This window comes from Erwinia plantamica, assembly GCF_043420595.1.
In the GTDB taxonomy this organism is placed as follows: domain Bacteria; phylum Pseudomonadota; class Gammaproteobacteria; order Enterobacterales; family Enterobacteriaceae; genus Erwinia; species Erwinia aeris.
This window is the reverse complement of sequence record NZ_JBGCUC010000008.1, coordinates 164,512-185,693: the sequence shown is the minus strand read 5'-3', so window position 1 is coordinate 185,693 and position 21,182 is coordinate 164,512. Positions and strand designations below refer to the sequence as shown.

The following is a 21,182-nucleotide window of genomic DNA, read 5'->3' as shown; positions in this document are numbered from 1 at the left end:
GGCCGCCTCAGAGAATAATGTCGGCAGACTTGCCCAGCAGCCAGATGACGGCAACCAGTAACACCACCCCGACAACGATAATTGAGCCAAACTTAGTCCATGTTGCCCGCTCGTTACGTACCTCGGCAAAGGTATGAACTGCAGCAATCGCCACATTAATGAAGGCAATGGCCGCCACTACCAGTCCACCAATAACGACACCATCCTGCAGATAGCCTTTAATCTGCCCCATAAGGCCAGATCCCCCATTAGACGTTGGCGCTTCGACCGTTGGCAGGTCAGCGAGTGCGGGTTTACAGGTCAGCCAGACCAGAATCGCTAGTGTAAAAGTACGGTTAATAACGCGGTCAATATTACGAAGCAGATGGGTGGCAACAGACGCAGAGTGATACATAAATATTTCTCCAAAAATTGATTGATTAATTCAGCTGGCAAACATCCAGATACTCACAATCAGCAGGAGCACGGCACGGATAGCGAAGCGACCCAGCGCTGCATTCCGTACTTTCTCGTTACTCCAGCCGACCCACACATTCGCCAGTGCCCAGGCGGCCCAGAGAAACAAAAAGGCCAGTAGCACGCCGATGCAGACCAGGTGCAGAATGCTGACCTCGATATTGCCGGACGCCGCTTTAAAGGCTGTGGATTGTGCGGAGGTCATTCCCATCAGGGACGCTCCCGACGATAATTGCCGCTAACAGATGAAGCCCGGGGCTGGGACCGGGATGGCTCCAGATAGCGATCAATACCGGCACGAATGGTTTTCAAATCGGATGTGGCCTGACGGTAGTCAAAAAAGAAACGCCCCTGCTCAGCAGGATCGGCCTGGGCCGCCGCCACGCGGGCACGCTCAAGCGAGGCCTGCACCTGATCCAGCTGGCGCTGGGCTGAGGCAAGCTCGTCTTTTTCTGCCGCCTGTGCTGTCGTAGATAATGTGGTCAGCAGCAACAGGCCTGTGATGCCCGGTATGCAGGCAATTTGCCGCAAGCTCGGACGGGGATGGTTCATACGCACCTCCTTGAGGATTAACAGGTGCGTACAGGATGGGCGGGACAGAAATGCGAGTCAGCGATAAACTCTTTTTGCGATATTGAAAATTAACCTCTATCAGTTTTTGAGTGTAATTTTTGACATCCAAAATCAAAAAGGGCACCTTAACCGGTGCCCTCACTGATTAAAATTCACATACGATCAAAAATAGAACCTTTATGTGGGTAGTATAGCTTTTCGTAAAATCTCGTTGCATACTCGTCGGTCATGCCAGCAATAAAATCGCATATCACCCGCATTTTTTCCTTCTGCGTACATCTATTTTTATACTTCTCACGAGGATTATCCGGCAAAAGGCGTTCAGGATCAGACTTTAATATTTCAAATAGCTCGACAATAATTCTCTGACCCTTAAACTCAAGGTGTTGAACATTAGAACTATCTATCACTACTTTTTTTACCAAGTTAAACAGGTGATCTCTTAAAGCTTCACATTCTTCTTTCATAACTGCATTCCACTTGATAATTGGTGTTATCGCGGAAGACACTTTAGTTTTAGTAACAAAGGTATTAGTAACAAAATAATGCACTAAACCACCTATAGCTTTCTTTCGTTTATAACTAGCCTCGGAGAATAACTCATCACGCAAATCAACAATATCAAACCCACAATTATTAAACTTACACTCAGCCTCCTTACCTGAATTATGCTCATCCCAATGCTGTAGAGTAATCATTTTCAGAGCTATAGCATCTTCAAGGTCGTGAAGACTATAAGAAATATCATCCGCAAGCTCCATGATTGAAGTATCTAAACTTTTAAATTCAGGCTTAAGATGACCTGATTTTTTATCAGATTTTAATTTTATGAACTCTCGCCTTTCATTAGGATTTAATGGGGATAAGATCCAATCAACTAAATCAATTTCATCATCAAGAAAACATTTAGGCGGCTTTTGTCTCTTGGCCTCACTTAACCATTTTTGTACTGGAACTTCGCCATATGCAGAAGCTTGTACAGTTTGCGAATAAGAGGCAGGATACTTAAGCACACCTAGTAGAAGACGCCTTGTTGGGTTCATTCCATCTTCTGCAGTATACTTATCAAGCTTGGAAAGAATTCTTAGCGTTTGCCCATTCCCTTCAAAACCGCCATATTCCCTCATGCAGATATTTAGAGCAACCTCCCCGCCATGGCCAAAAGGAGGATGACCTATATCGTGAGCAAGGCAAATAGAATTCATTAATACGGGATCAGGTAGAGAGTTTAAAATTTCTTCGTCATTTTTGTGAAACTCTTTTAACCAATGAAGTATACCAGTTCCAATTTGAGCAACTTCCATTGAATGGGTTAACCTGGTGCGATAAAAGTCGCTTTCACCTAAACCTAAAACCTGTGTTTTTGATTGTAACCGTCGAAAAGCAGCAGAATGAATCAAACGCGCATAATCACGCTCCCACTCATTACGAACATCACGGTCTCTTTTATCTGAATCGTTTGGCCAACGATTTCCCCAGACTTTCTCTTCCATCGCTTACTCCATTGACAAGAATATATCGGGTTTTAAAGTTTGAGAGTAACCAAATTTATGCTTTTTTCAATTTATTAACTTAATACTGACGCACCAATAATGATAAGCGCGTGGCTTGGCTGCTGACAAAGGCGCACAAAAACAAGTTTTGTACGCCTTCGTCCAGCGCTGATAACTAAAGATATTTTTTAAATGAAGCCGTCGTTACCGTGATGGCGATTCCCAGAAGAAGCGCCGCCGGCAACAGCAGCAGATTGGGATAAACGGCAGTCGGCCATGACAAATACAACATCATGGGTACCACTACCGCAGGTTTCACCATTTTTTTAGCATGCTGATATACGAATGAGCTCTCATAACCAGCCCCATAGCGTCGTAAATCACGCCGCCCCAGCCCTTCAACCAGAGCAACCAACACAACCATGATAAACAGAGGGATTGACAGAACCAGTATGGTCACTCGCACTAGGGCAATCACGCATATCCACACGGTCGCCATCAGATATTCATGCAGGTAGTCTGCGAACCACCCGCTCCAGCCGCTCAGATTTCGAGTCAGTTCGTTATCGCTGCCCGTCTGCAGTACATGCTGCTGCTTCAGCCAGCCAGTAAATCCGCTGTCAACAAACAGCCACTGATACGCGGTTGTCACCCACCGAACAACGGTCACTGAAGGCTCCGACAGCAACAGGCTGCGGGTGAATTCTGTCGACAACCAGCCCAGTTCGGTATTCATCACCGCCTCGCTGTGGGCCGCACCGTCCTCCGGCCAGAAGAACGCAATGCCGGTGTACTCAATCAGCAGGCTCAGCATCAGCGATCCCAGCAACATGCCGATCAACGCCCAGGGCCACCCCCAGAACACATTATAAAGCAGGCCATGCGGCTTCTCCGGCCGGGGCTGAGGCGGAGTATTACGCTGAGGTTCAGCCATGTTCACCTCCCGCAGGCACGATTGCCGGTGCGTCATTCCACCACGCCTCACCGCTGTGGTAATTGCGGCGCATTTCCTCGGCGATTTGGGCAATACTCTCCGGCATCAGTACATCATCCGCATCGCCGGCAGGCAACGGCATCCTGATTTTCCATAGCTGGCCGCCTTCCAGGAAGGCGAACGCCTGACCTTTCGGTAAAGTCACCACATCAGCAGGCTCCAGCAATGGTACTTTAACCGTACCAACACGATCCTGAGTGTTTGAGGTAAAATCCTGGCCCGCGTTGATATCGGTATCCTGATGCCCGGAGACCAGAGTCTTGGTGTAAATCTCCACCTTCGGCAATTGCGTGGTCAGGAGTTCGGCGGTACGGTTCTCTCTGACACGTAACATAATCAGATTGTTGAAGTTGCCCTGTACCTGTGCCGTTTTGGCCGCATTACCGATCCGGGCTTCAATATCTGATGAAGTTTGGGTATAGGCCGTCACCTGCATTCCGGCACCGCCCCCTTTGTTAATAAGCGGGATAAACTCATCGCCCATTAACTCATTAAACTCATCACAATGCAGGTTAATCGGGACCTTGCTCTCCCCTTCTCCCGGCAGTCCGGCATGAATACCGTGCTTGTAGATATGACCGGCCACGCTCACCAGATCGGCGAACATGGAGTTTCCCACGGCGCTGGCCACTTCACTGTCACTGAGCGCATCGAGGCCAATATACACCACTGCCTTTTTGCGTATTATCTGCTCCCAGTCAAAAATCGGCCGTGAATCACTCATATCCAGATAGTCCGGCGCCAGTAGCTCAGCGGTTTTCCCGGTTGTCAGTTTCTCCAACAGCGGCAACAAAGAGGCCACGATTTTATCGAAATAGGTACGGTCATAGCGTACCGCGCTGCGCAGGCCGTCCAGGATCGAATCATACAGTTGCTTCCCTTCTTCAGAACTGAGCGCCACCTCAATGGACCAGATGCGCACTGCATCCGGCTGCCCCTGCATATTTCGCGGAACATCATCGTCACCCAGCACCTGCTGATTATTCTGGATTTGAGCCTGCAACGAGGGCATCTGCTCACGGATAACCTTCTCTGCATAACGGATATACAGATCGGCGATATTGTTCACATACCGCATGATCAACGAGTAGTCCGGGCGTTCGCCAAGCGCCACCAGAGCCCGCGCGATAATGTTGACGAACCGCCAGGCAAACTCGCGAAACGCCGCGCTGTTCCCCTCACCTGACAGCTGCCCCGCCACGCGGGACGCCACTTCGGAAACACGACCAAAACGACCTACTGCGTTATAGCGGGCGGAGATTTCAGGCCAGCCCAGATGGAAAATATACAGCGCGTCGCCTCGGCTGGCACGGTGTGCCTCAGCCCAGACGCGTTTCATCAGATCGGCATCACCCTTCGGATCAAACACAATGGTAACTTCACCACGGCGAATATCCTGGGTAACCAGCAGCTCTGCCAGGCGTGTTTTTCCCACGCGGGTAGTGCCGTATACGATGGTATGTCCTACACGCTCCAGTAGCGCCAGCCAGACATCCTGCTCATCCAACTCAATGCCATGCAACACCGGATTACCACCAACCGGCGGCAATGGGCGAACCGGGTTCAGAGGCGAATCCGTACGCAGCAGTTTCCCCAGAGCCGGCACCGAATGCTCCGTCCTCATTTCCAGCCAGCGGGCGGCCTGATAGAGTCGACCGGGATGCAGGTATTTCGCCACTTCCGGGCGCAGCGTATCCTGCAAGCGCTGAGTGTGTTTTTGCGTCCAGCGAAACCCGCGCCCCAGGAACAGGCGCTGACGACTGACCGGTATCTGTCTGGCGCTCATCACATACCGGCGTAACCGGGCCAGATTGCGGCGATAGCGGATAATTTTCATTCCCTGCCGGGCACGCACAACGGATAACACCGCGAAGCCAGACGCGGTTACATAGCTGACTGACGGTGCCAGCGCCACAGCCCAGGGGGCCTGTACACAAACATATGCCGCCATACCGGCCACGACGGCAGTATTTAGCTCAACCGCCGGACGCAACAGCGCTTCAATCACGTAGCGGTTACTCATTATCCGCCCCTCTGACGATACGTATCCTGGCACGAACCGTCACGGCCAGTTCTATACAGAAGCTGATTAGCAGAACGATCTTAATCACCAGACGTAATCTACTGATATCTTTTTCTGCCATACGCTCGAACGTCTCTGACGCATCTGTGCAATCAAATTCCAGTTTCGCCCTGAAGCTCAACTCAGCTACCGGAAATATTTCTGCCGCATTGCATTGCTGTACAATCAAATGCCCTTCTGGTGCATTGCGCCAGCGCGTGGCCTCATAAGCATAATGTTCCACTCTGGATACAATGCCGCCGTGATATTGCTGAAATCCCATTACCAGCACCACGCTTCCGATGAGTAACGCCGGCCACAGAAAAAACAGACGGGCGAGGCTGAGGAAGCAGCCCCGCAGTAATGAAAATTTCATACAGATTTCCTCTGAAAATATGAACACCCTGACAGCCAGCCATGTCGGCCGGCGAGCAGATCCAGCAGGCGCTTCCCGCTGATGATAAAAAGACGCGGAGAGGTGGAGCCGACCGCCCGGCTCATGTGTCCGGTCCGGCCAGTGTGAATGAAAAAACCGCAGCAGGTGCGCTGTTCAAGAAGCTGGTCAAAATCGCGAATATGGGCAGGTGTAATCGCCCGGCTGTAGCGTTTGGCCTGGATCAACCAGCATTCGTCATCAATAATGACCTGTCCGTCAGTGCCGCCATCCCCGCTGTAAGACGCATTACGAACCACCGTCAGCCCCTGTCGTTCCAGCGCCAGCAACAGCAACTCCTCAAACACATAAGGGTTAATTTTGCGCAGATACCGCATACGCTGGCCGTCCCCCGGGAGAGTGTCCAGTTTTTCCAGCACCCGTACCGCCGCAGCCTGATAGCGACGGTGGCGACGAACGCTAGCCTTCTCTCGCTGACGAAAGCTCAGACGCAGCATCACCACAATAAACAGCACCGCCAGAAGCAGAGCCGGCAGCGGGTTGACCAGCAGCGCGGCACTCAGTTGCAGTGCGCTCATCACGGCCGTACCTGTCGGGACAATCCGGTATCTGTGATCAGCACCGGGTAATGCCGCAACTGCAGACGGCGGGCCAGCTCAGAGCCGGACGCCGGCGCCATCGGAACACCGGGAGCCAGATCACGCAATGACTGAACTGCCGACGCGCTGTCAACACTGACAATCAGGCCTGCCGCATGCCGGGCCGTCAGCGCCTCAGCATTCTCCGCCAGCCACAACCGCGACTGCGCGTCGTCCCCTATCAGAAAAAGCGCACCAATGCCCGGCAACTGCAGCGGACGATCCGCCACCGCTCCCGGCGTCATCTCTGGCGTGCTGACCGGAAACATCGCTGCCATCGCAGAAACTGGCGGCTGTGTGATTACCGCCGACGCCTTCGGCAGGCCGGGTTGTTTATTAATGCCTTCAAAAAAAGGCGCGGCGTCTTCCCCTCCCAGGTCGGCTACCACATTCAGTCCGGCATGGCCCGCCATAGGAAGAAAGAGACATATCATTAAAAGCAGGTTTTTCATCAGGGTTAACTCCCGGGTTCAGTCCAGATAAAACCAGGCTCAGGGGCAATGGCTGCCACTGTCTGCGGTAATAAGGAGGGCGACAACAAAGGGGTCTGGCTGGTCGTGTCGCTGAGGCGGATAAGATGGCGTTTCACCACGGCTTTATAGCGCGCTGCGGCTTTTCCACCCGCCGGATGGTGATAACAACCGGCCGCATCCAGCCAGCTACCCGGTTTACGCTCCCAGCACTCGCGCAGAATGCTGGCTGCGGCATTGAGGTTGGTGTACGGGTCAAACGCCGCCCAGGTCGACACAAAGTGATGCCCGTTCCAGCCCAGGTTTACCTGAGCCAGACCGACATCAATACGTTTAAGGGAATAGCGTGACATAAAAACTTGCAGCGCCCGCCAGGCCTCCAGACGGCTGGCATAGCGGTATCCCTTACCCGCCACGTTAATCGTCCACGGCCAGGGGCGACTCACCGCAGGCAGATTTGTCTGCTGCCTGGCCACCGCAGCAATCGATTGTGGCGCCATGGCGGTTTCCGTCAGCGAGATAGCATAAAGCGCTTCCGGCGGTACCCCGTGCGCAATGGCCACCCGGATATACCCCTCCGGCACAGTCTCACCTGCCGTCGTTGCACTACCACTTCCCAGCAGCATCAGGGCGATCAGAACGCGGCCACATGCCATCCTTTATCTCCCTGTTGCAGCAACACCGGCATCATTCCGTTACCGAAACGCAGCCAGCGGCCACCGTCATGGTTCAGCGTAATCTGGCGGGAACGAACTTTTTCCGCCGGGATACGGTGAGCACGGGCCCACTGGCGTAACTTATCGTCATTCCCCCCGCTGTCGACCAGGTAAATATCAACCGGACGGTTGTCACTAAGCACCGCGGACAGCCGCGCATCGCAGGTTGGACAGTCCTTCGACTTAATGAACAGCGCCAGACGGCCCCCGGTATCCCGGGCAACACCGGCAGCATTCCCCAGATTCACCGGCAGCCTGTCCGGATAAAGTCGTTGCCAGGCTGCATTGATTTCCCGCTGGAAATCCAGTTCTTTTTGCGTACGGGCAAATTCCTCTTTAACCCATTTTTCCGCATACTGACGGCGCTCTGCTGGCGTGCGAGCCTCAATCCCCAGCGCCGACAGCGGATCCAGCCCCGGGGACTGAATACCCCTGGGGCCATTCATCAGTTGCTGATACCGCTGGTAATCCTCCGGGCTTAGCCCCCATTCGCCGGCTTTCTGCTGCAGGGTCTGCGTCCGGCTCTGTGTGGTTTGCGAGTTTTCAACTACGGAGATATCCGTGGCCGCCAGAGCCTGCGGACTCAGCATTACCGCAGCCAACAGCAACATTTTCCGTTTCATCATGGCTTACTCCTTTCTTTCGCGGTTTCGCGGATGACGGTGACTCACCTTTGGCAGAGGGATCTTTTTCAGGGCTACAGACTGTTTCTTCATCAGGGCCTGCCGGGCAGCCAGGCTGTCGTCGGGGAAGTTCAACCGGTATTTCACTTCTGTAATCAGCTGTTTCCTGTTCATTTCGTCACTCCACCCTGAGGACGGTAAGACGTCCGTTGACCCGGAAAGTCGCTTCGCTGTAACCGGCACTAACCAGCGTCCAACCGGAGACGGTTTCCCCTTCCCCGATAAGCGCTATCTGCGACAGGCTGTGGTAACCACGAGGGGCCACCGCCGCCCAGGACTCAGCGCCTCGTCTTTCCACGCCGGTCAGAACAAATGGTGCATGGTGTGCAACAACTGTGGCCGAACGGGGTTTAACGGGGAGCTGCTTTTTTACTTCTGTCGGTGTTTTTTCCGGGATCGGAGCCGCAGCAGCCGGTACCGCTTTCAGGATATTCAGCTGTACAGCAAGCGCATTCAGCCGGACCTCCATCTCCTGCTGCACCTGTTGTAACCGTGCAGCAGACACCTGCAGAGTGGCCAGTTCCTGCGAGGGTCCGGTACGGGCTTCAGTATCTTTCTGCAGCGTGGCTACGCGCTGCTGGTTATCAGCCAGCCCGGCCTGCAGCGTTGAAACCTGCGACTGAAGGGTGGATAACATCGTGCTGGTTGTGGCGGTATTGTCCTGCGCTTCCAGACGTGAAAGGCGCGTATCCAGGTCAGTCACGCCGCTGACCAGCACGTACAACACAAAACCAGCCGCCGCCATCATCAGACAAAGACAAGTGCCGACAGCAGACCACCATGACCGCCCACTCCTCTTTTCTCCGGCGGGGACGGGCTCAGTTATGTTCTTTTCGCTCATTTTTTCAGAAACCCTCCCTTAACCGGGGTGGGTACCTTCCGGGGAGCCTGGACAGGCGGTAACTGGCTGGCGGGCAACTGATAACCGCTGCGCAGGCTGTGGCAGACCACGCGCTGGACATCGTCCACCTCCAGTTGCCAGGCCGGGCCAGCCATCACCTGCAGAGCGGTACGCAGACGCATGGGGGCCAGCTGGTACTGCACGGCAGGCAGTGGCTGGCGATAAAGTACGCCGTTTGCCGGTCCTGTAGCGCAAAGCGAATAGCCAGACTGTTTTAGCGCGTAGCGAAGGGCATCAGCCACAGTCGGATGCAGGGAGGCGGGAATACGAATATCAATAATCTGGGTGAGCGGGTCGCGCTGTGCCGCCTGTGGGTCCGTACTGATCAGCAGGTAGCGGTCATAACGCACCACCTCCGGCGTTCGGGCATATTCATCAGGCGCGACGGTCTGAACATTGCGGGTGACAGCTACGGAAGGCGTGGGCACAGTGGCATCACGCTGCTGTAACTTCTGAGGTGAAGAGGAACAGCTGGCCAGCAAAAGCAGCGGCAGAACAACAGATAGGGTCTTATAACGGGGTTGAAATTTCATCCGGGGTTTCCTTTACAGTGATTAACAGCCCTCACTGTGCGAAATCCCCCCGCATTGACTCAATTAACAACTGATTTTCCACAGATGAAAAAAAACGCCGACCGTAAGGTCAGCGTTCTGTTTGTCAAATTACACCGGTCAATGTCGTGGAATCGCACCTTTAGCACCACGAAGCAGCCCTTCGGTACTCAGGTCCTCATCCAGGTCAGGCCAGTAGATACCATAACCAGCACCACACAGCTCCCAGTTTTGTCGCTGCTCAGCAGTACCAGCAGCAAGACGCGGGAACCAGGCAACGGGAACAGAGATACTGCGTCCATCCATGAGATCAACCGTCAGGCGATCATCATCAATACAGACATTCATTACGCGAATATCATTCTCACTTTGTAAAGTAAGCATCCCAGGCCTCCCGGAGTGTTATCTGATATTCTTTAACCAGACGTTGTAATTCACGAAGCTCGTGCGAAGCAAATCCCACACTACGCGCGACGCTGATATCATGTAACCATATTTTAGCGGTTGCATTGCCTTTATCAATATGGACATGCGCCGGTTCATTAGGTTCATGGCTGTAAAAATAGAATCGATAAGCGCCGATCCTTAATACTGTAGGCACAATATTCTCCCTGTCAGATTGCGTGTATGGTCACCCGATTAATGCCATAACCACACCCGATAAAGGGGATGTCGTCGTCAAAATCCATCGGCATTCCAGCAGCCGAACTTCTGGATGACGACGGCCCCACCTGAGGCGGCTGGCCATTTGATACAGGCTGCTGAGGTTGTCCCCATTCCTGGTGTTGAGAGGAGGAGTTACCCGACTGCTGACGACTCCCCAGCATCTGCATAGTGCCATTTACGCTTACCACCACTTCTGTGGAGTAGCGATCCTGACCATCCTGCCCCTGCCATTTACGGGTACGTAACTGACCTTCGATATATACCTGTGAGCCTTTACGCAAATGTTCGCCAGCCACTTCCGCCAGTTTGCCGAACAGCACAACTCGGTGCCACTCGGTCTGCTCTTTTACTTCGCCAGTTTGCTTATCGCGCCAGCTCTCTGAGGTCGCGAGCGAAAGCGTGGCCACTGCGTTACTGTTAGGCATATAGCGCACTTCGGGATCCTGGCCTAAATTTCCAACCAGAATGACTTTGTTAATTCCACGTGAAGCCATGATTGTTCTCCTATACCCATTCACGTTGAGTCCAGGCACCACTTGTGAACGCCTGAACCGCTTTTTTATGGGTACTGAAGTATTCTTCAGACTCACGGGAAACAGGCCCCTCATGATTTGCCGTACCGATATAATAACCGCGCCCGCTTTTGAGCACCTGTAAAGGTAAAGTAAAACCGGACTCTGCTGCCAGAATTCCTGTTGAATTATTCATGATGTGTTTCCTTAATAAAGAAAACAGACCTCCCTGAAGGAAAGTCTGTTATTCAGGGAGGTAGGGGTAAAAATAACTCAGAAAGAATTTTCAGCGTATTCGGGCTGAGCAGAACCATTCTGAGGCGGCATGGAGTCCGGTTTTTCAGTCTTATAAACCATATCCTGCCCTATTTTTATCCAGTCCACTTTTATTAAGCGGGCTTTCAGGCTGACACGCTGCTCGCCGGCATGATCGCCTTTGTTAAGCGTAAAGATATCCGTGGCCGGATTACTTAAGGTGAAGCCGATAAGGACTTTTTTATCTTCATCAACGGCTTTCTGACAGCGGCCAATCAGGCTGGTCGCTTCTTTGCCGGCAACGGAAACATCGAAACGAACGTATGTCGGGTTATCCGTCGGACCACTCAGCGCGTTAATCACGCAGCTGAGAAAAGAACCGTTCTGAAGATTGACCTGGCGAATATTGCTGAGATATCCCAGACCTTTAATGGTCAGGTTGAAATATTCAGTTTTGGATGACGCAGGGGTGTTTACAGACATGATGTTTTTCTCCATGGAGGTAAAAATAAGATACGACGGAGAAAAACATCTGCCCGGACGGGAGTGTTTTCCCGTCGGGGAGTCAGAATTAACTAAATTCCGACTGTCTGGTGAGTCATTAAGAAACCTTCATCGCCGCGTCATAGTGCGCTTGTACTGGCGATATCTGCTTCCAAAGGTGCGCAGATGTACCACATTCAGTATGCTCTCCCTTTCAGGCTGCGGGAGAATTCTTTTGCAGCCACCCAAAGGCGTTTCTCACAGGCTGCTGAAACATTGGTGGTCGTAAAAACGACGATTTAGCATATTCATAGTTAAACCGTCGACGCGGAAAGTCAACCCTGAACCTTAAAAGCAGGCCTTACAATATTCTTTTAAAATGATTTTTCGCTATCATGCGAAGACCATTCCAACACTGTTGTGTATTAGTCAACGGGGAGCAATGCTTTATGAAGTCCAGAATCGGACCAAACGGAGTACATTTCTTTGATCGGAACTCAGGTCTGAATGTCCTGTTAGACGAGTTGCGCCCGAGAGAAACGGTTTGGTCGATGTCTCCCCGCCAAGTATCCGTTGCACTCACCAATCTTTGTGACCTCCACTGTATGCACTGCTTTGCACCAAAGCATAAGGCATCGCTACATGCTGACCAAGTGCTCGGTTGGTTGAAGGAATTTGATACTGAAGGATGCCTCGGCATTGGATTTGGCGGCGGTGAACCAACATTACATCCTGATTTCGTTGAGATATGTAAACGGGCTGCTGGAGAAACGCAGCTTGCAGTCACATTCACAACTCATGGTCATCGTCTGACACAACAGCTGGTCAAACAGCTCAAAGGCTCAATTCACTTTGCACGAATTAGCGTTGACGGAATAGGGTTTACCTATGAAGAACAGCGCGGAAAGCAATTTTCCAGCCTGCTCAGAGGTATTGAGTCGATTGAGACATTGTCGCCCTTTGGGATCAATGTCGTGGTAAACGAGCACACAGTTGTTGAGCTTGACTCGATGAGCGAGCTTGCACAAAAGGTTGGAGCTAGCGAATTGCTGTTGCTCCCTCAGCAAGCAACTAAAGCGGTCGCAAGCATGGATGAAGTGGTCGGTCGGAAACTTCAGGACTGGGTCACTAACTACAGAGGCGAGGTTCGACTTGCGGTAAGTGAGGCGGGTGCGTCAGGGCTGCCTACGTGCGACCCTTTCCCCGATGAGCGAGGCCTTCAAGCTTACGCACACATCGACGCGTCCGGTATATTGCGCACGAGTTCTTACTCAGCTGCTGGCGTGAATATTGGAGACGCCGGCGTTCTGTCAGCGCTTAAGCGACTTAGAAATACCTTCGAGATTCAAGGAGAGGTGCAAATATGAAAATTTGGAACGGTTACGGATCTGAGCATTCGATGAATCTGGTTCTCATCGGGAGGTTCAAGCGAGAGCAAGACGCAAAGAAGGTCGAGAAGGAGATTAAACAGCTCAGCGCTCAGGTTTCGAAAGATGACAGCCAATTCATATCTTTTGCTAAACCAGAGGATCAGAGATTTTCAGACGAGATGCTCTCTTTGTTGGGTCGCCTGAACCTCTATACCTTAGGTCCATCGGACCTTGGCCAACTGGTATCTGATCATAATTTAAGTCGTGAAGGTGACAAAATTACTGTTACGACTGACGAGGCAGAGGTGTCCGTGTTCGTGAAGTTGTTTATCGAGGCTGGGGCAAAGGTCGAAGTTTTCTCAGCGCATGACTATCCGTCCGATTCCGACGATGTCAGTTGAAAGAGGAATTACTGATGCCTGAAGCAAATTGGAAAGTGTTCAACGAACTACCTGGTGCAGCCGATGAAAACTTCGAAAAACTTTGCCGCGCCCTAGTACGCCGACATTACAGTCGCTTTGGTCGCTTCAAACAACTCGCAAATCAGCCAGGAGTGGAATTCCATCTCGAGTTGACAGAGCCTTGTGATCTTGGAGAGCCGCCACGCTGGATTGGTTGGCAATGCAAATGGTATGAGTTGTCGAACGGACAGGACTTGGGGACGACACGTCGAAATAAGATTATCGAGGGTATTGAAAAGACGCGCAAGCATGTTCCTGGTGTGACAGATTGGAAGCTTTGGACATACCACACCCTGACAAAAGCAGACCAAGAGTGGTTCTTTGCGCTTGAGAAAGAGCGCTTCCCCGAGTTGAAGTTGGACCTGCTTACGGCGACCGACATCGATGATCTCTTGGTCGGTCCAGGAGCGCTACTTAGAGAAACCTACTTTGGCGAGCTCGTTCTGACGCCAGCGTTACTTACTGAGCAGCACAGGCTCGCTGCGGCTCCGTTCAAGCGGCGATACCAGCCAGAAGTTCATGTTGGCGTTGGGGCAGAGAATAAGATACTCAGGCATCTGTGCGGTCAGAGTGCATGGGAATCCCTGAAGAATCTCTCAAATGCCCTCACAAGGAATTGCACGGACATTACTTCGCTGACTAAGCAACTTAAACCTGAGCTCAAAGCCGGAATCGAATTACTTTTGGTTCGAGCCACTGAATTGGTTGCTTTACTTGATTACCTGTACGCGGCACTAGGCAAGGGTGATTTTGATGGCGTACAGCAAATTCTGGCATCGAATCCACCGCAGTCGGTACGTTATGACAGACTGCTTTCAAAGTTGCGTGGGGCGCGTTCAGAAGGAGCTCCGTTAGCCGCGAATCTGGTTGCAGACATCCACTCAGTTTCGTCGGCATTGCGCCGTCTGGAGCGTTCGATCGGCGTTCGGGCTGTCGCTGTGCTTGCAGCTGCGGGGGCAGGAAAGTCCGAGCTTGCCGTCAAAGTGACGCAAGCGGACGGAGAATTTCCCGGTGGTGTATTGTTGTTAGGCAGAAATCTTCGCGCTGACCACAGCCTCGACGATCTCGTGTCTGCCTTCAAAATTTCCGGAAGATCGGCAGAAAATTTCGACCGGTTGGTTGAGGCCCTGGATGCTGCGGGCCAGCGCGCGGGCAAGCGCATACCTATCGTCATTGACGGTCTAAATGAGGCGGAAGACCCGATAAACTGGAGGAATGAGCTATCCCGGGCAGATGAGCTTTTGAGGGGCTTTCCATATGTCCTGTTGGTTGTCACTCTACGCAATGAATTCGCGCAGATGAGTCTACCGGAAGAATTCCCTCAATTTGAGCATAACGGGTTCCAGGAAGACCCGCATACGGCTATCGACAAGTACTTTGAGTACTACAAGATAGACGCCACCGATGCAGATCTGCCAATCGAATTCTTGCAGCACCCCTTAACGCTGAGAATCTTTTGTGAGGTGGTGAACCCTCATCGCCAGCACATTGTCGGGGTGGAGGCACTACCCCGTTCGCTTGTAAGCCTATTCGAAGCACACTTCAACAAGGTTGCCACACGAGTCGCTGAGCTTTCACCGCCGGTGCATCGCGTTTATCAGGATGAAGTTCAAGATGTACTGCTGAAGATAGCTAGCCTTCTTTGGGAGAACAACGCGAGAAGTGTGGAGTTCCAAACTGTACGGACGGTAGTTCGAGACTTGGGCTGGGATGCCAGCCTCATTCGCGCGCTGGAGTCCGAAGGCGTGCTCGTTCGGACTGCTTCTGAGGAAGGTGGCCAAGGAATTGCGTTTGCATACGACCTGATGGCCGGACATATGATGGCACGCCACCTGCTTACGAAAACGAACTTGGTGCAGTGGCTGCAAAGCGATGAAGGAAGCACGCAGTTCCAATTCCATAAGCCTGGTTCACATACCTTCGCTTATGACGTGTTTCAGGCTCTGGTTGGGTTGTATCCGCAACGCTCTGGCAGGCGGCAGCTTTGGCAAGACTTGTCGGATAAAAAACTCGTCATGAATGCTCTGTTGTTGACGGCGCAATCGGACTCAAGACATATCGGACGGGAAACAGTGGAACGATTCAAGCGCGCTATGCAGGAATCGAAACCGTTCGCACAAATTGCCTTTGAGAGACTTCGGAGCACCAGGGCAGCGCAAGCGCATCCGTTTGATATGAACTTCTTACACGATGTGCTCTTGACCATGTCCAACACTCAGCGTGATCTTTTCTGGTCGGAGTGGCTTCGTCAAAATTCGGAGCTAGTCGAAGACGACCTAAAATCTCTATCTTCCAGATGGAAGTCGGATGTTCTGGACGAGCGAGAAATTCGGAGGGCGCGCTGGGTGATGTGGACACTAACGTCGACGTCAAGAAGCCTGCGGGATACAGCAACTAAAGCCCTGTCCGAATTTGCTGCCAGGAGGCCAGAGGAGTTTTTCCGGCTAGCGATGGAGGCAATTATAGTTTCAGACCCATACGTCCCCGAACGGATGCTTGCTGCTGCCTATGGTGCAGTGCTAATCACTTGGTCGGATAGTAATGCTGTAGAGATGCTTAAGGCACTGCCTGGATTCGCTCGGGATATTTACCAAACGATGTTCGCTCCTGCAGCGTCGCACCCTACCTGGCATGCACTATATCAGCAGTACTGTCTGGGAATCATTGCCATCGCGAGGATGGTTGATCCAGCTTGCTTGTCTGAAGACGAGGCAACTTATCTCCTTCCACCATTTAGTCACCTGCCTAGTCCGTTTGAGAATATGCCGAAGTATGACCCAACGGTGATTGAAGGTGCGAAGCTTGCGGCGATTAGAATGGACTTTGGCAACTACACGATAGGGCGAATGATTCCCGGTCGCTCGAACTACGATGACAGCAATCCAGAATACCAGCGGATATTACCGGCGATCGTTTCTCGAATGCTGGTGCTTGGTTATGAGCCCGAGCAGTTCGAACCTATTGACCGACAAATGGACCCCGGCTCTCGTATAGGGGATGACAAGCACAAGGTTGATCGATACGGAAAAAAGTACGGTTGGATCGCTTACTTCGAGATGTGGGGTGTCCGGTACGCGCAGAGTGTCCTTGCCGAGGGCCGCAGCGCTCGCTCATTAGATGCGGATATTGACCCAACGTTTCCACCCGAAGCTGCAAACATCGACCTGCCTCTCCCAGTCTTGTTCAATAGTCAGTCTACGGATACTGGTGACTGGATAGTGAGAGGTCCGCAACCAGACTATCGCAATATACTCGAAATCACGGAGATTGATGGCCTGACGGGGCCGTGGGTCCTACTTGACGGATTTATCGAACAGAATGCTTCCACCGATGACCGACAAGTCTTCACTTTCTTACGAGGGGTGTTCGTGGACAACAAAGAAGTCGACCATCTGTGCAGATTATTCACTGGTCTCGAGTATCCTGGCAATGACGCCATTCCGGAGGCACCCAGTTACCACTACACCTATGCGGGTGAGATGACTTTCTCTTCAATTCCGGGACAACCTGTCACTGATGAGCAAGAGAATGACCGCGACGAAGATATGGTATCCGCTGACAGATGGTCAGACAATGGCGTCGCGGTAGACATTACGGTGCAGAACTACAGCTGGGAGAGCTACCACAGCGTGATGAACCAAGGCAGCGGTGCGTGCCTGCCATCAAAGCAACTTTGTAAGGCCTTGGATCTCAGATACCGCGCAAACAAATGGGATTTGTACGATGCTTTAGGTTCGGCATCCATGTACCGTAAAGTTGGCAAGGATGAGTCAGAGAACAGTGGATCAGTCAGCTATCTGCGTCGTGATCTTCTTGACAGCTACTTGACGCAGTCCGGCAAGGCTCTGGTATGGCTTATATGGGGTGAGCGTGGCTTCCATTACCGATCAGGCAGGGCACCCAACCTGCATGAGTACTATGCGAACCACCAACACATTCACAAGCGTACTCTCGTTTATCAGGCTGCTTTTAGCTCGCTGAGTTTAATCGAGCCGGACTAGGGAAAAATGCCGTTTAGATTAAAATGTCTAACATACGTATACCCCAGAGCAAAATAAAAAAAGGCGCTGTCACCAGCGCCCTTACAGTCAGTACCAGAACCTGCGGTGTCTCATCATTCTCCGGGGATTAAGGACATTATCCCGACGCGGTTTTCACGGAGTGCATGCGTCTTGCAGGCCAGTCGGAACGTACAATTCACTGCCTGCCGGGCCAGGCTAACACCAGACCCCGTTAAAGTCCGGTGACAGCCCCGTGGCCTGCGGGGTACCTTTGCATCAAAGCGGGTTTACCATAGCAGAACTTACTGCCATGGTGTACCCAAAACCATTATTGCGGTGCAGAGAATTCCGCTTTCGTCTTTGCTGCCGGTTTTTTGCCCCGCGCGGTTTTCCGGCCCTTCCCGCCATTTTTCCCTGCAATAATACCGCTACACTCCGGATAACGAATACATCCCCAGAAATCACCATTCTTTCCCTTACGCTTGCGGGTCGGCCCCTTACAAACCGGGCAGGGGGGTGTCACAGGCGCGGTAATCTTCACTGTATCACTCCTCCCTTTGTCAACCAGATGGCGGGTCCACTGCAGCTGTTTCTGCATAAAGGTATCCAGCGGCATTTTTCCCTGAGCGATATCGTCCAGGGCCTGTTCCCACAGCGCGGTCATACCGGGACTGGTCAGCGTTTCAGGCAACGCCGCTATCAGTTCCCTAGCCAGCAGCGTGGCATGGATATGTTTGCCTTTTTTCTCCAGGTAGTTACGGGAGAAAAGCGTCTCCAGTACCCCGGCCCGGGTCGCTTCGGTTCCCAACCCTGCATTATCACGGAGAACTTTTTTCAGCTTCGGGTCGCTGACAAAACTGGCAGCATTTTTCATCGCAGCAATCAACGTTCCCTCGGTAAACGGGGGTGGTGGACTGGTTTTTTTGTCTTCCACCGCTGCGCCATTGACAAGACAGTTGTCACCTCTGTTTAACGGTGGCAGCGCCATGTCGGCATCGTTTTCACCGGTATCTTCAGATTGCTCATTCTGATGGTCCTTCTGAAATAACAGTTTCCAGCCCGTGACAACATTGACTTTCCCTCTGGCCCGGAACAACTGCCCGCCTATGTTAAAAGAGGCGTCGGTCACATCAGACTCCTGCAACGGCAAAAACTGGGCAAAATAATGCAGTCGAATAAGCTGATAAACCTTCAGCTCATCCGCGCTGAGGCGCGAGAGATCAAATGCCTGGCGTGTGGGAATAATGGCATGGTGTGCCGTGATTTTTTTATCATTCCAGACCCGGGAGACAAACCCGCGGTCCAGTTGGGTCAGCACCGGTGCAACTGATGGATCGGATTTAGCGACGGCGGTCAGTACATCAGGAATTTCCTGCTGCATCGATGGCGGAAGATAACCACAGTCGGTTCGCGGATAGGTCGTCGCTTTATGCGTCTCATATAATGACTGGGCGACAGCCAGCGTCTCTTTAGCCCCCATCCCGAATTTACGGGAGCAGACCTGCTGCAGCGTCCCCAGATCGAAGCAAAGCGGGGCCGGTGTTTTATCGCGCTTCTGATTCACTTCCAGTACCGTTGCGCCCTTCTGCTGCTGACAGAGTTGTCCGACGGCTTTCGCTGCCTGCTGATTCACGCAGCGCTTTTCATCATCGCAGTACTGCGCCGCCGCCTGCCAGGTCGCGCTGAAACGCACGCCGTCTTTCTCAAGCAGAGCCTGCACCTGCCACCATGGGACCGGGACAAAATCAGCGATTTCTTTATCACGGTTAACCACAATGGCCAGCGTCGGCGTCTGAACCCGCCCAACAGACAACACGTCGGAAACACCGGATTCACGAGCTATCAGAGTATAAAGGCGGGTCAGATTCATGCCGATAAGCCAGTCAGCCCTGCTGCGCCCTAGCCCCGCATCATACAGTTTTGCCGTATTTTCCCCGGGAAGAATACCGGCCAGCGCCTCCCGGACGCTGACTTCGTCCAGCGCGGATAACCATAGCCGACGTACTTTGCCACGATACCCACAATACGCCAGCAGCTCACGGGCAATAACCTCACCTTCCCGGTCAGCATCGGTGGCAATAATCACCTCTCCGGCCTGCTTCAGCAACTTACTGATAACCGTAAACTGATCCCGGGTCTGGGGTTTGACCACCATTTTCCAGTTATCAGGTAAAACCGGGAGCACATCGGCCCGCCAGGGTTTACCAAACTGTTCGCCATAAGCATCCGGGCTGGCCTGCTCCAGCAGATGGCCAATGGCCCAGGTGACGGTGATATTGCCACCGCTGATAAATCCCTGTCCCCGTTTACTGATGCCGAGAACCCGCGCAATATCTTTCGCCTGAGACGGTTTCTCACACAGATAAAGCTGCATGTCTCACCCCCTCTCAGCGCTTTTCGCTCTGGCGAACAGAGTGTTCCCGCAGAGGCGATGAAAAAGAAGATCGCTTTTTACCGGAGAAAATATCTGGATCGGGTTCACCCAACCGCGCCAGGGCCTCTTTGCCGCAGGCGGTCAGATTAATAATGTCACTCCGGTTAACCGCCACGGTGTAATAAGGCTGAATAGCCCCATAAACCTGTCTGACAGCATGTCCGCCTCTGTTGAGATACTGATCGCGCTGAGCGCGTGAAATCAGCCCATAATGGAAAGCCTGAAACGCTTTCATTGCCAGTTGGTCGTAACCGACCAGAAGCCATACGCACCGGTACCCCAGGGGGGAACGACTGTAAACGCTGATATTCAGAGGATGCGCAGACGCAATGTCAGAAAGCGTTATCCCTTTGGGAACAGCTGTCAGAATCACATCCAGTTCATTCACTATCGTACTGATCTTACTGGACGCCATGTGAAGCGTGGTTTCCAGTTTCACCAGTACCATATCAGCATAAGGGTTATCTGATGCTGAATCCCGGGAAGCCACCCCGGCACGCTGAATGGCCTTTGGCATGCTGATGATTTCAGGCCGCTTTTTCTCATGCTCACCGCTGTCACTTTGCTTACGCCCTTCCCATAATCTGATGGCATAGTGAGTATGAAGCTCTACCGAAAGCGCGGACTGTAGTGCGCCTGCCCGCGGTGAAGATGCTTCATTACCGACCTTAGCATCCGCGTTCTTTTTACCCTTTTCCATATATAGCCCCTTGCTGTTGCGATATCTCAGTCAGGATTGAGATAGTCCTCAGCAAGAGGAAGCAGGACAATTGAAAACCAGATCGCCAGATGATGAAATTTTGATTTATCTATTGCCAGTAAAGACCGTGTACTTTTTAATCACTGTTGCCACTGGCAACGCCGCATACTTTTTAACCACTGTTGCCACTGGCAACACCATCCGCTTCTAGCATGACGGTCAGCTATGTGCCAGGAACGGACGTTGTTAACATCGTGCTATGTTAATCTATGGGGAGCAGGTCAGGCGAAGTAGGACTGATGACCCGGCTTTGCCGGTGAGCCAGGGGGGTCATTAACATCTAAAAATCTGGATACAGATCTGACTGAT

Annotated in this window: 24 protein-coding genes; 3 read left to right on the top strand and 21 right to left on the bottom strand. The window is 52.3% G+C overall.

Features of this window, described 5'->3' with window-relative positions:
* Window positions 1-7 precede the first annotated feature (7 nt).
* The 19 genes from AB3U87_RS10910 to AB3U87_RS10820 all read right to left on the bottom strand — a co-directional run bounded on the left by AB3U87_RS10910 (window position 8) and on the right by AB3U87_RS10820 (window position 11,847).
* Entirely contained in the window at window positions 8-394 is a 387-nt protein-coding gene (locus AB3U87_RS10910; RefSeq protein ID WP_394148971.1) for a TIGR03745 family integrating conjugative element membrane protein, read from the bottom strand.
* A 30-nt stretch (window positions 395-424) separates the two neighbouring features.
* A complete protein-coding gene (locus tag AB3U87_RS10905; protein ID WP_394148970.1) occupies window positions 425-667 on the bottom strand; it encodes a TIGR03758 family integrating conjugative element protein in 243 nt (80 codons plus the stop codon).
* Entirely contained in the window at window positions 667-1,008 is a 342-nt protein-coding gene (locus tag AB3U87_RS10900; protein WP_394148969.1) for an integrative conjugative element protein, RAQPRD family, read from the bottom strand. The genes AB3U87_RS10905 and AB3U87_RS10900 overlap by 1 nt, the downstream gene beginning before the upstream one ends.
* A 173-nt stretch (window positions 1,009-1,181) precedes the next feature.
* The gene (locus AB3U87_RS10895; RefSeq protein WP_394148968.1) at window positions 1,182-2,522 is read right to left on the bottom strand and encodes an anti-phage deoxyguanosine triphosphatase; all 1,341 of its coding nucleotides are present in this window, start codon (window positions 2,520-2,522) and stop codon (window positions 1,182-1,184) included.
* Between the two features lie 175 nt (window positions 2,523-2,697).
* Window positions 2,698-3,456, bottom strand: coding sequence for a TIGR03747 family integrating conjugative element membrane protein (locus AB3U87_RS10890; protein ID WP_394148967.1), 759 nt, complete (start codon window positions 3,454-3,456; stop codon window positions 2,698-2,700).
* Window positions 3,449-5,539 (bottom strand): type IV conjugative transfer system coupling protein TraD, encoded by a 2,091-nt coding sequence (traD, locus tag AB3U87_RS10885; RefSeq protein ID WP_394148966.1) that lies wholly within the window; start codon window positions 5,537-5,539, stop codon window positions 3,449-3,451. The genes AB3U87_RS10890 and traD overlap by 8 nt, the downstream gene beginning before the upstream one ends.
* A complete protein-coding gene (locus AB3U87_RS10880; protein ID WP_394148965.1) occupies window positions 5,532-5,954 on the bottom strand; it encodes a hypothetical protein in 423 nt (140 codons plus the stop codon). The genes traD and AB3U87_RS10880 overlap by 8 nt, the downstream gene beginning before the upstream one ends.
* Entirely contained in the window at window positions 5,951-6,550 is a 600-nt protein-coding gene (locus tag AB3U87_RS10875) for a restriction endonuclease (protein ID WP_394148964.1), read from the bottom strand. Before AB3U87_RS10875 ends, AB3U87_RS10880 begins: the two co-directional genes overlap by 4 nt.
* Window positions 6,550-7,062, bottom strand: a complete 513-nt coding sequence (locus AB3U87_RS10870) for an integrating conjugative element protein (RefSeq protein WP_394148963.1) — start codon at window positions 7,060-7,062, stop codon at window positions 6,550-6,552. The genes AB3U87_RS10875 and AB3U87_RS10870 overlap by 1 nt, the downstream gene beginning before the upstream one ends.
* A 5-nt stretch (window positions 7,063-7,067) precedes the next feature.
* Complete coding sequence (locus tag AB3U87_RS10865; RefSeq protein WP_394148962.1) at window positions 7,068-7,736, bottom strand: transglycosylase SLT domain-containing protein; 669 nt, start codon at window positions 7,734-7,736, stop codon at window positions 7,068-7,070.
* Window positions 7,715-8,419 (bottom strand): TIGR03759 family integrating conjugative element protein, encoded by a 705-nt coding sequence (locus AB3U87_RS10860; protein WP_394149005.1) that lies wholly within the window; start codon window positions 8,417-8,419, stop codon window positions 7,715-7,717. Before AB3U87_RS10860 ends, AB3U87_RS10865 begins: the two co-directional genes overlap by 22 nt.
* A gap of 6 nt (window positions 8,420-8,425) precedes the next feature.
* Window positions 8,426-8,593, bottom strand: a complete 168-nt coding sequence (locus AB3U87_RS10855; protein WP_394148961.1) for a hypothetical protein — start codon at window positions 8,591-8,593, stop codon at window positions 8,426-8,428.
* A gap of 4 nt (window positions 8,594-8,597) precedes the next feature.
* A complete protein-coding gene (locus AB3U87_RS10850; protein WP_394148960.1) occupies window positions 8,598-9,206 on the bottom strand; it encodes a hypothetical protein in 609 nt (202 codons plus the stop codon).
* 110 nt (window positions 9,207-9,316) lie between these two features.
* The gene (gene pilL2 / locus AB3U87_RS10845; protein WP_394148959.1) at window positions 9,317-9,913 is read right to left on the bottom strand and encodes a PFGI-1 class ICE element type IV pilus protein PilL2; all 597 of its coding nucleotides are present in this window, start codon (window positions 9,911-9,913) and stop codon (window positions 9,317-9,319) included.
* A 138-nt stretch (window positions 9,914-10,051) separates the two neighbouring features.
* The gene (locus AB3U87_RS10840; RefSeq protein ID WP_394148958.1) at window positions 10,052-10,315 is read right to left on the bottom strand and encodes a DUF2442 domain-containing protein; all 264 of its coding nucleotides are present in this window, start codon (window positions 10,313-10,315) and stop codon (window positions 10,052-10,054) included.
* The gene (locus tag AB3U87_RS10835) at window positions 10,296-10,532 is read right to left on the bottom strand and encodes a DUF4160 domain-containing protein (RefSeq protein ID WP_016190698.1); all 237 of its coding nucleotides are present in this window, start codon (window positions 10,530-10,532) and stop codon (window positions 10,296-10,298) included. Before AB3U87_RS10835 ends, AB3U87_RS10840 begins: the two co-directional genes overlap by 20 nt.
* A gap of 13 nt (window positions 10,533-10,545) precedes the next feature.
* Window positions 10,546-11,091, bottom strand: a complete 546-nt coding sequence (locus AB3U87_RS10830; protein WP_394148957.1) for a single-stranded DNA-binding protein — start codon at window positions 11,089-11,091, stop codon at window positions 10,546-10,548.
* A 10-nt stretch (window positions 11,092-11,101) separates the two neighbouring features.
* The gene (locus AB3U87_RS10825; RefSeq protein ID WP_394148956.1) at window positions 11,102-11,305 is read right to left on the bottom strand and encodes a hypothetical protein; all 204 of its coding nucleotides are present in this window, start codon (window positions 11,303-11,305) and stop codon (window positions 11,102-11,104) included.
* 77 nt (window positions 11,306-11,382) lie between these two features.
* A complete protein-coding gene (locus AB3U87_RS10820; RefSeq protein WP_394148955.1) occupies window positions 11,383-11,847 on the bottom strand; it encodes an STY4534 family ICE replication protein in 465 nt (154 codons plus the stop codon).
* 449 nt (window positions 11,848-12,296) lie between these two features.
* Here AB3U87_RS10820 and AB3U87_RS10815 point away from each other — a divergent pair, with 449 nt between their 5' ends.
* From AB3U87_RS10815 to AB3U87_RS10805, 3 genes are read left to right on the top strand one after another with little or no spacing between them, the layout of a single operon-like run.
* Window positions 12,297-13,214, top strand: coding sequence for a radical SAM protein (locus AB3U87_RS10815; RefSeq protein WP_394148954.1), 918 nt, complete (start codon window positions 12,297-12,299; stop codon window positions 13,212-13,214).
* Entirely contained in the window at window positions 13,211-13,618 is a 408-nt protein-coding gene (locus tag AB3U87_RS10810) for a DUF6375 family protein (protein ID WP_394148953.1), read from the top strand. The genes AB3U87_RS10815 and AB3U87_RS10810 overlap by 4 nt, the downstream gene beginning before the upstream one ends.
* 14 nt (window positions 13,619-13,632) lie before the next feature.
* On the top strand, window positions 13,633-17,679 hold the full coding sequence (locus tag AB3U87_RS10805; protein ID WP_394148952.1) for an NACHT domain-containing protein: 4,047 nt from the start codon (window positions 13,633-13,635) through the stop codon (window positions 17,677-17,679).
* Window positions 17,680-18,007: 328 nt separating this feature from the next.
* Here the strand turns inward: AB3U87_RS10805 and AB3U87_RS10800 are convergent, their stop codons facing one another.
* The gene (locus AB3U87_RS10800; RefSeq protein ID WP_394148951.1) at window positions 18,008-20,053 is read right to left on the bottom strand and encodes a DNA topoisomerase III; all 2,046 of its coding nucleotides are present in this window, start codon (window positions 20,051-20,053) and stop codon (window positions 18,008-18,010) included.
* A 13-nt stretch (window positions 20,054-20,066) separates the two neighbouring features.
* Window positions 20,067-20,813 (bottom strand): PFL_4669 family integrating conjugative element protein, encoded by a 747-nt coding sequence (locus AB3U87_RS10795; protein ID WP_394148950.1) that lies wholly within the window; start codon window positions 20,811-20,813, stop codon window positions 20,067-20,069.
* Window positions 20,814-21,182 lie beyond the last annotated feature (369 nt).

What these genes read in the sequence shown, in the direction of transcription:
- AB3U87_RS10805 (WP_394148952.1), top strand. Translation starts at nt 13,633, where the DNA reads ATGCCTGAAGCAAATTGGAAAGTGTTCAACGAACTACCTGGTGCAGCC.
- AB3U87_RS10795 (WP_394148950.1), bottom strand. Translation starts at nt 20,813, where the DNA reads ATGGAAAAGGGTAAAAAGAACGCGGATGCTAAGGTCGGTAATGAAGCA.
- AB3U87_RS10860 (WP_394149005.1), bottom strand. Translation starts at nt 8,419, where the DNA reads ATGAAACGGAAAATGTTGCTGTTGGCTGCGGTAATGCTGAGTCCGCAG.
- AB3U87_RS10910 (WP_394148971.1), bottom strand. Translation starts at nt 394, where the DNA reads ATGTATCACTCTGCGTCTGTTGCCACCCATCTGCTTCGTAATATTGAC.
- AB3U87_RS10905 (WP_394148970.1), bottom strand. Translation starts at nt 667, where the DNA reads ATGGGAATGACCTCCGCACAATCCACAGCCTTTAAAGCGGCGTCCGGC.
- AB3U87_RS10895 (WP_394148968.1), bottom strand. Translation starts at nt 2,522, where the DNA reads ATGGAAGAGAAAGTCTGGGGAAATCGTTGGCCAAACGATTCAGATAAA.
- AB3U87_RS10840 (WP_394148958.1), bottom strand. Translation starts at nt 10,315, where the DNA reads ATGCTTACTTTACAAAGTGAGAATGATATTCGCGTAATGAATGTCTGT.
- AB3U87_RS10870 (WP_394148963.1), bottom strand. Translation starts at nt 7,062, where the DNA reads ATGAAAAACCTGCTTTTAATGATATGTCTCTTTCTTCCTATGGCGGGC.
- AB3U87_RS10830 (WP_394148957.1), bottom strand. Translation starts at nt 11,091, where the DNA reads ATGGCTTCACGTGGAATTAACAAAGTCATTCTGGTTGGAAATTTAGGC.
- AB3U87_RS10900 (WP_394148969.1), bottom strand. Translation starts at nt 1,008, where the DNA reads ATGAACCATCCCCGTCCGAGCTTGCGGCAAATTGCCTGCATACCGGGC.
- AB3U87_RS10800 (WP_394148951.1), bottom strand. Translation starts at nt 20,053, where the DNA reads ATGCAGCTTTATCTGTGTGAGAAACCGTCTCAGGCGAAAGATATTGCG.
- traD (WP_394148966.1), bottom strand. Translation starts at nt 5,539, where the DNA reads ATGAGTAACCGCTACGTGATTGAAGCGCTGTTGCGTCCGGCGGTTGAG.
- AB3U87_RS10875 (WP_394148964.1), bottom strand. Translation starts at nt 6,550, where the DNA reads ATGAGCGCACTGCAACTGAGTGCCGCGCTGCTGGTCAACCCGCTGCCG.
- AB3U87_RS10820 (WP_394148955.1), bottom strand. Translation starts at nt 11,847, where the DNA reads ATGTCTGTAAACACCCCTGCGTCATCCAAAACTGAATATTTCAACCTG.
- AB3U87_RS10865 (WP_394148962.1), bottom strand. Translation starts at nt 7,736, where the DNA reads ATGGCATGTGGCCGCGTTCTGATCGCCCTGATGCTGCTGGGAAGTGGT.
- AB3U87_RS10815 (WP_394148954.1), top strand. Translation starts at nt 12,297, where the DNA reads ATGAAGTCCAGAATCGGACCAAACGGAGTACATTTCTTTGATCGGAAC.
- pilL2 (WP_394148959.1), bottom strand. Translation starts at nt 9,913, where the DNA reads ATGAAATTTCAACCCCGTTATAAGACCCTATCTGTTGTTCTGCCGCTG.
- AB3U87_RS10810 (WP_394148953.1), top strand. Translation starts at nt 13,211, where the DNA reads ATGAAAATTTGGAACGGTTACGGATCTGAGCATTCGATGAATCTGGTT.
- AB3U87_RS10855 (WP_394148961.1), bottom strand. Translation starts at nt 8,593, where the DNA reads ATGAACAGGAAACAGCTGATTACAGAAGTGAAATACCGGTTGAACTTC.
- AB3U87_RS10880 (WP_394148965.1), bottom strand. Translation starts at nt 5,954, where the DNA reads ATGAAATTTTCATTACTGCGGGGCTGCTTCCTCAGCCTCGCCCGTCTG.
- AB3U87_RS10890 (WP_394148967.1), bottom strand. Translation starts at nt 3,456, where the DNA reads ATGGCTGAACCTCAGCGTAATACTCCGCCTCAGCCCCGGCCGGAGAAG.
- AB3U87_RS10825 (WP_394148956.1), bottom strand. Translation starts at nt 11,305, where the DNA reads ATGAATAATTCAACAGGAATTCTGGCAGCAGAGTCCGGTTTTACTTTA.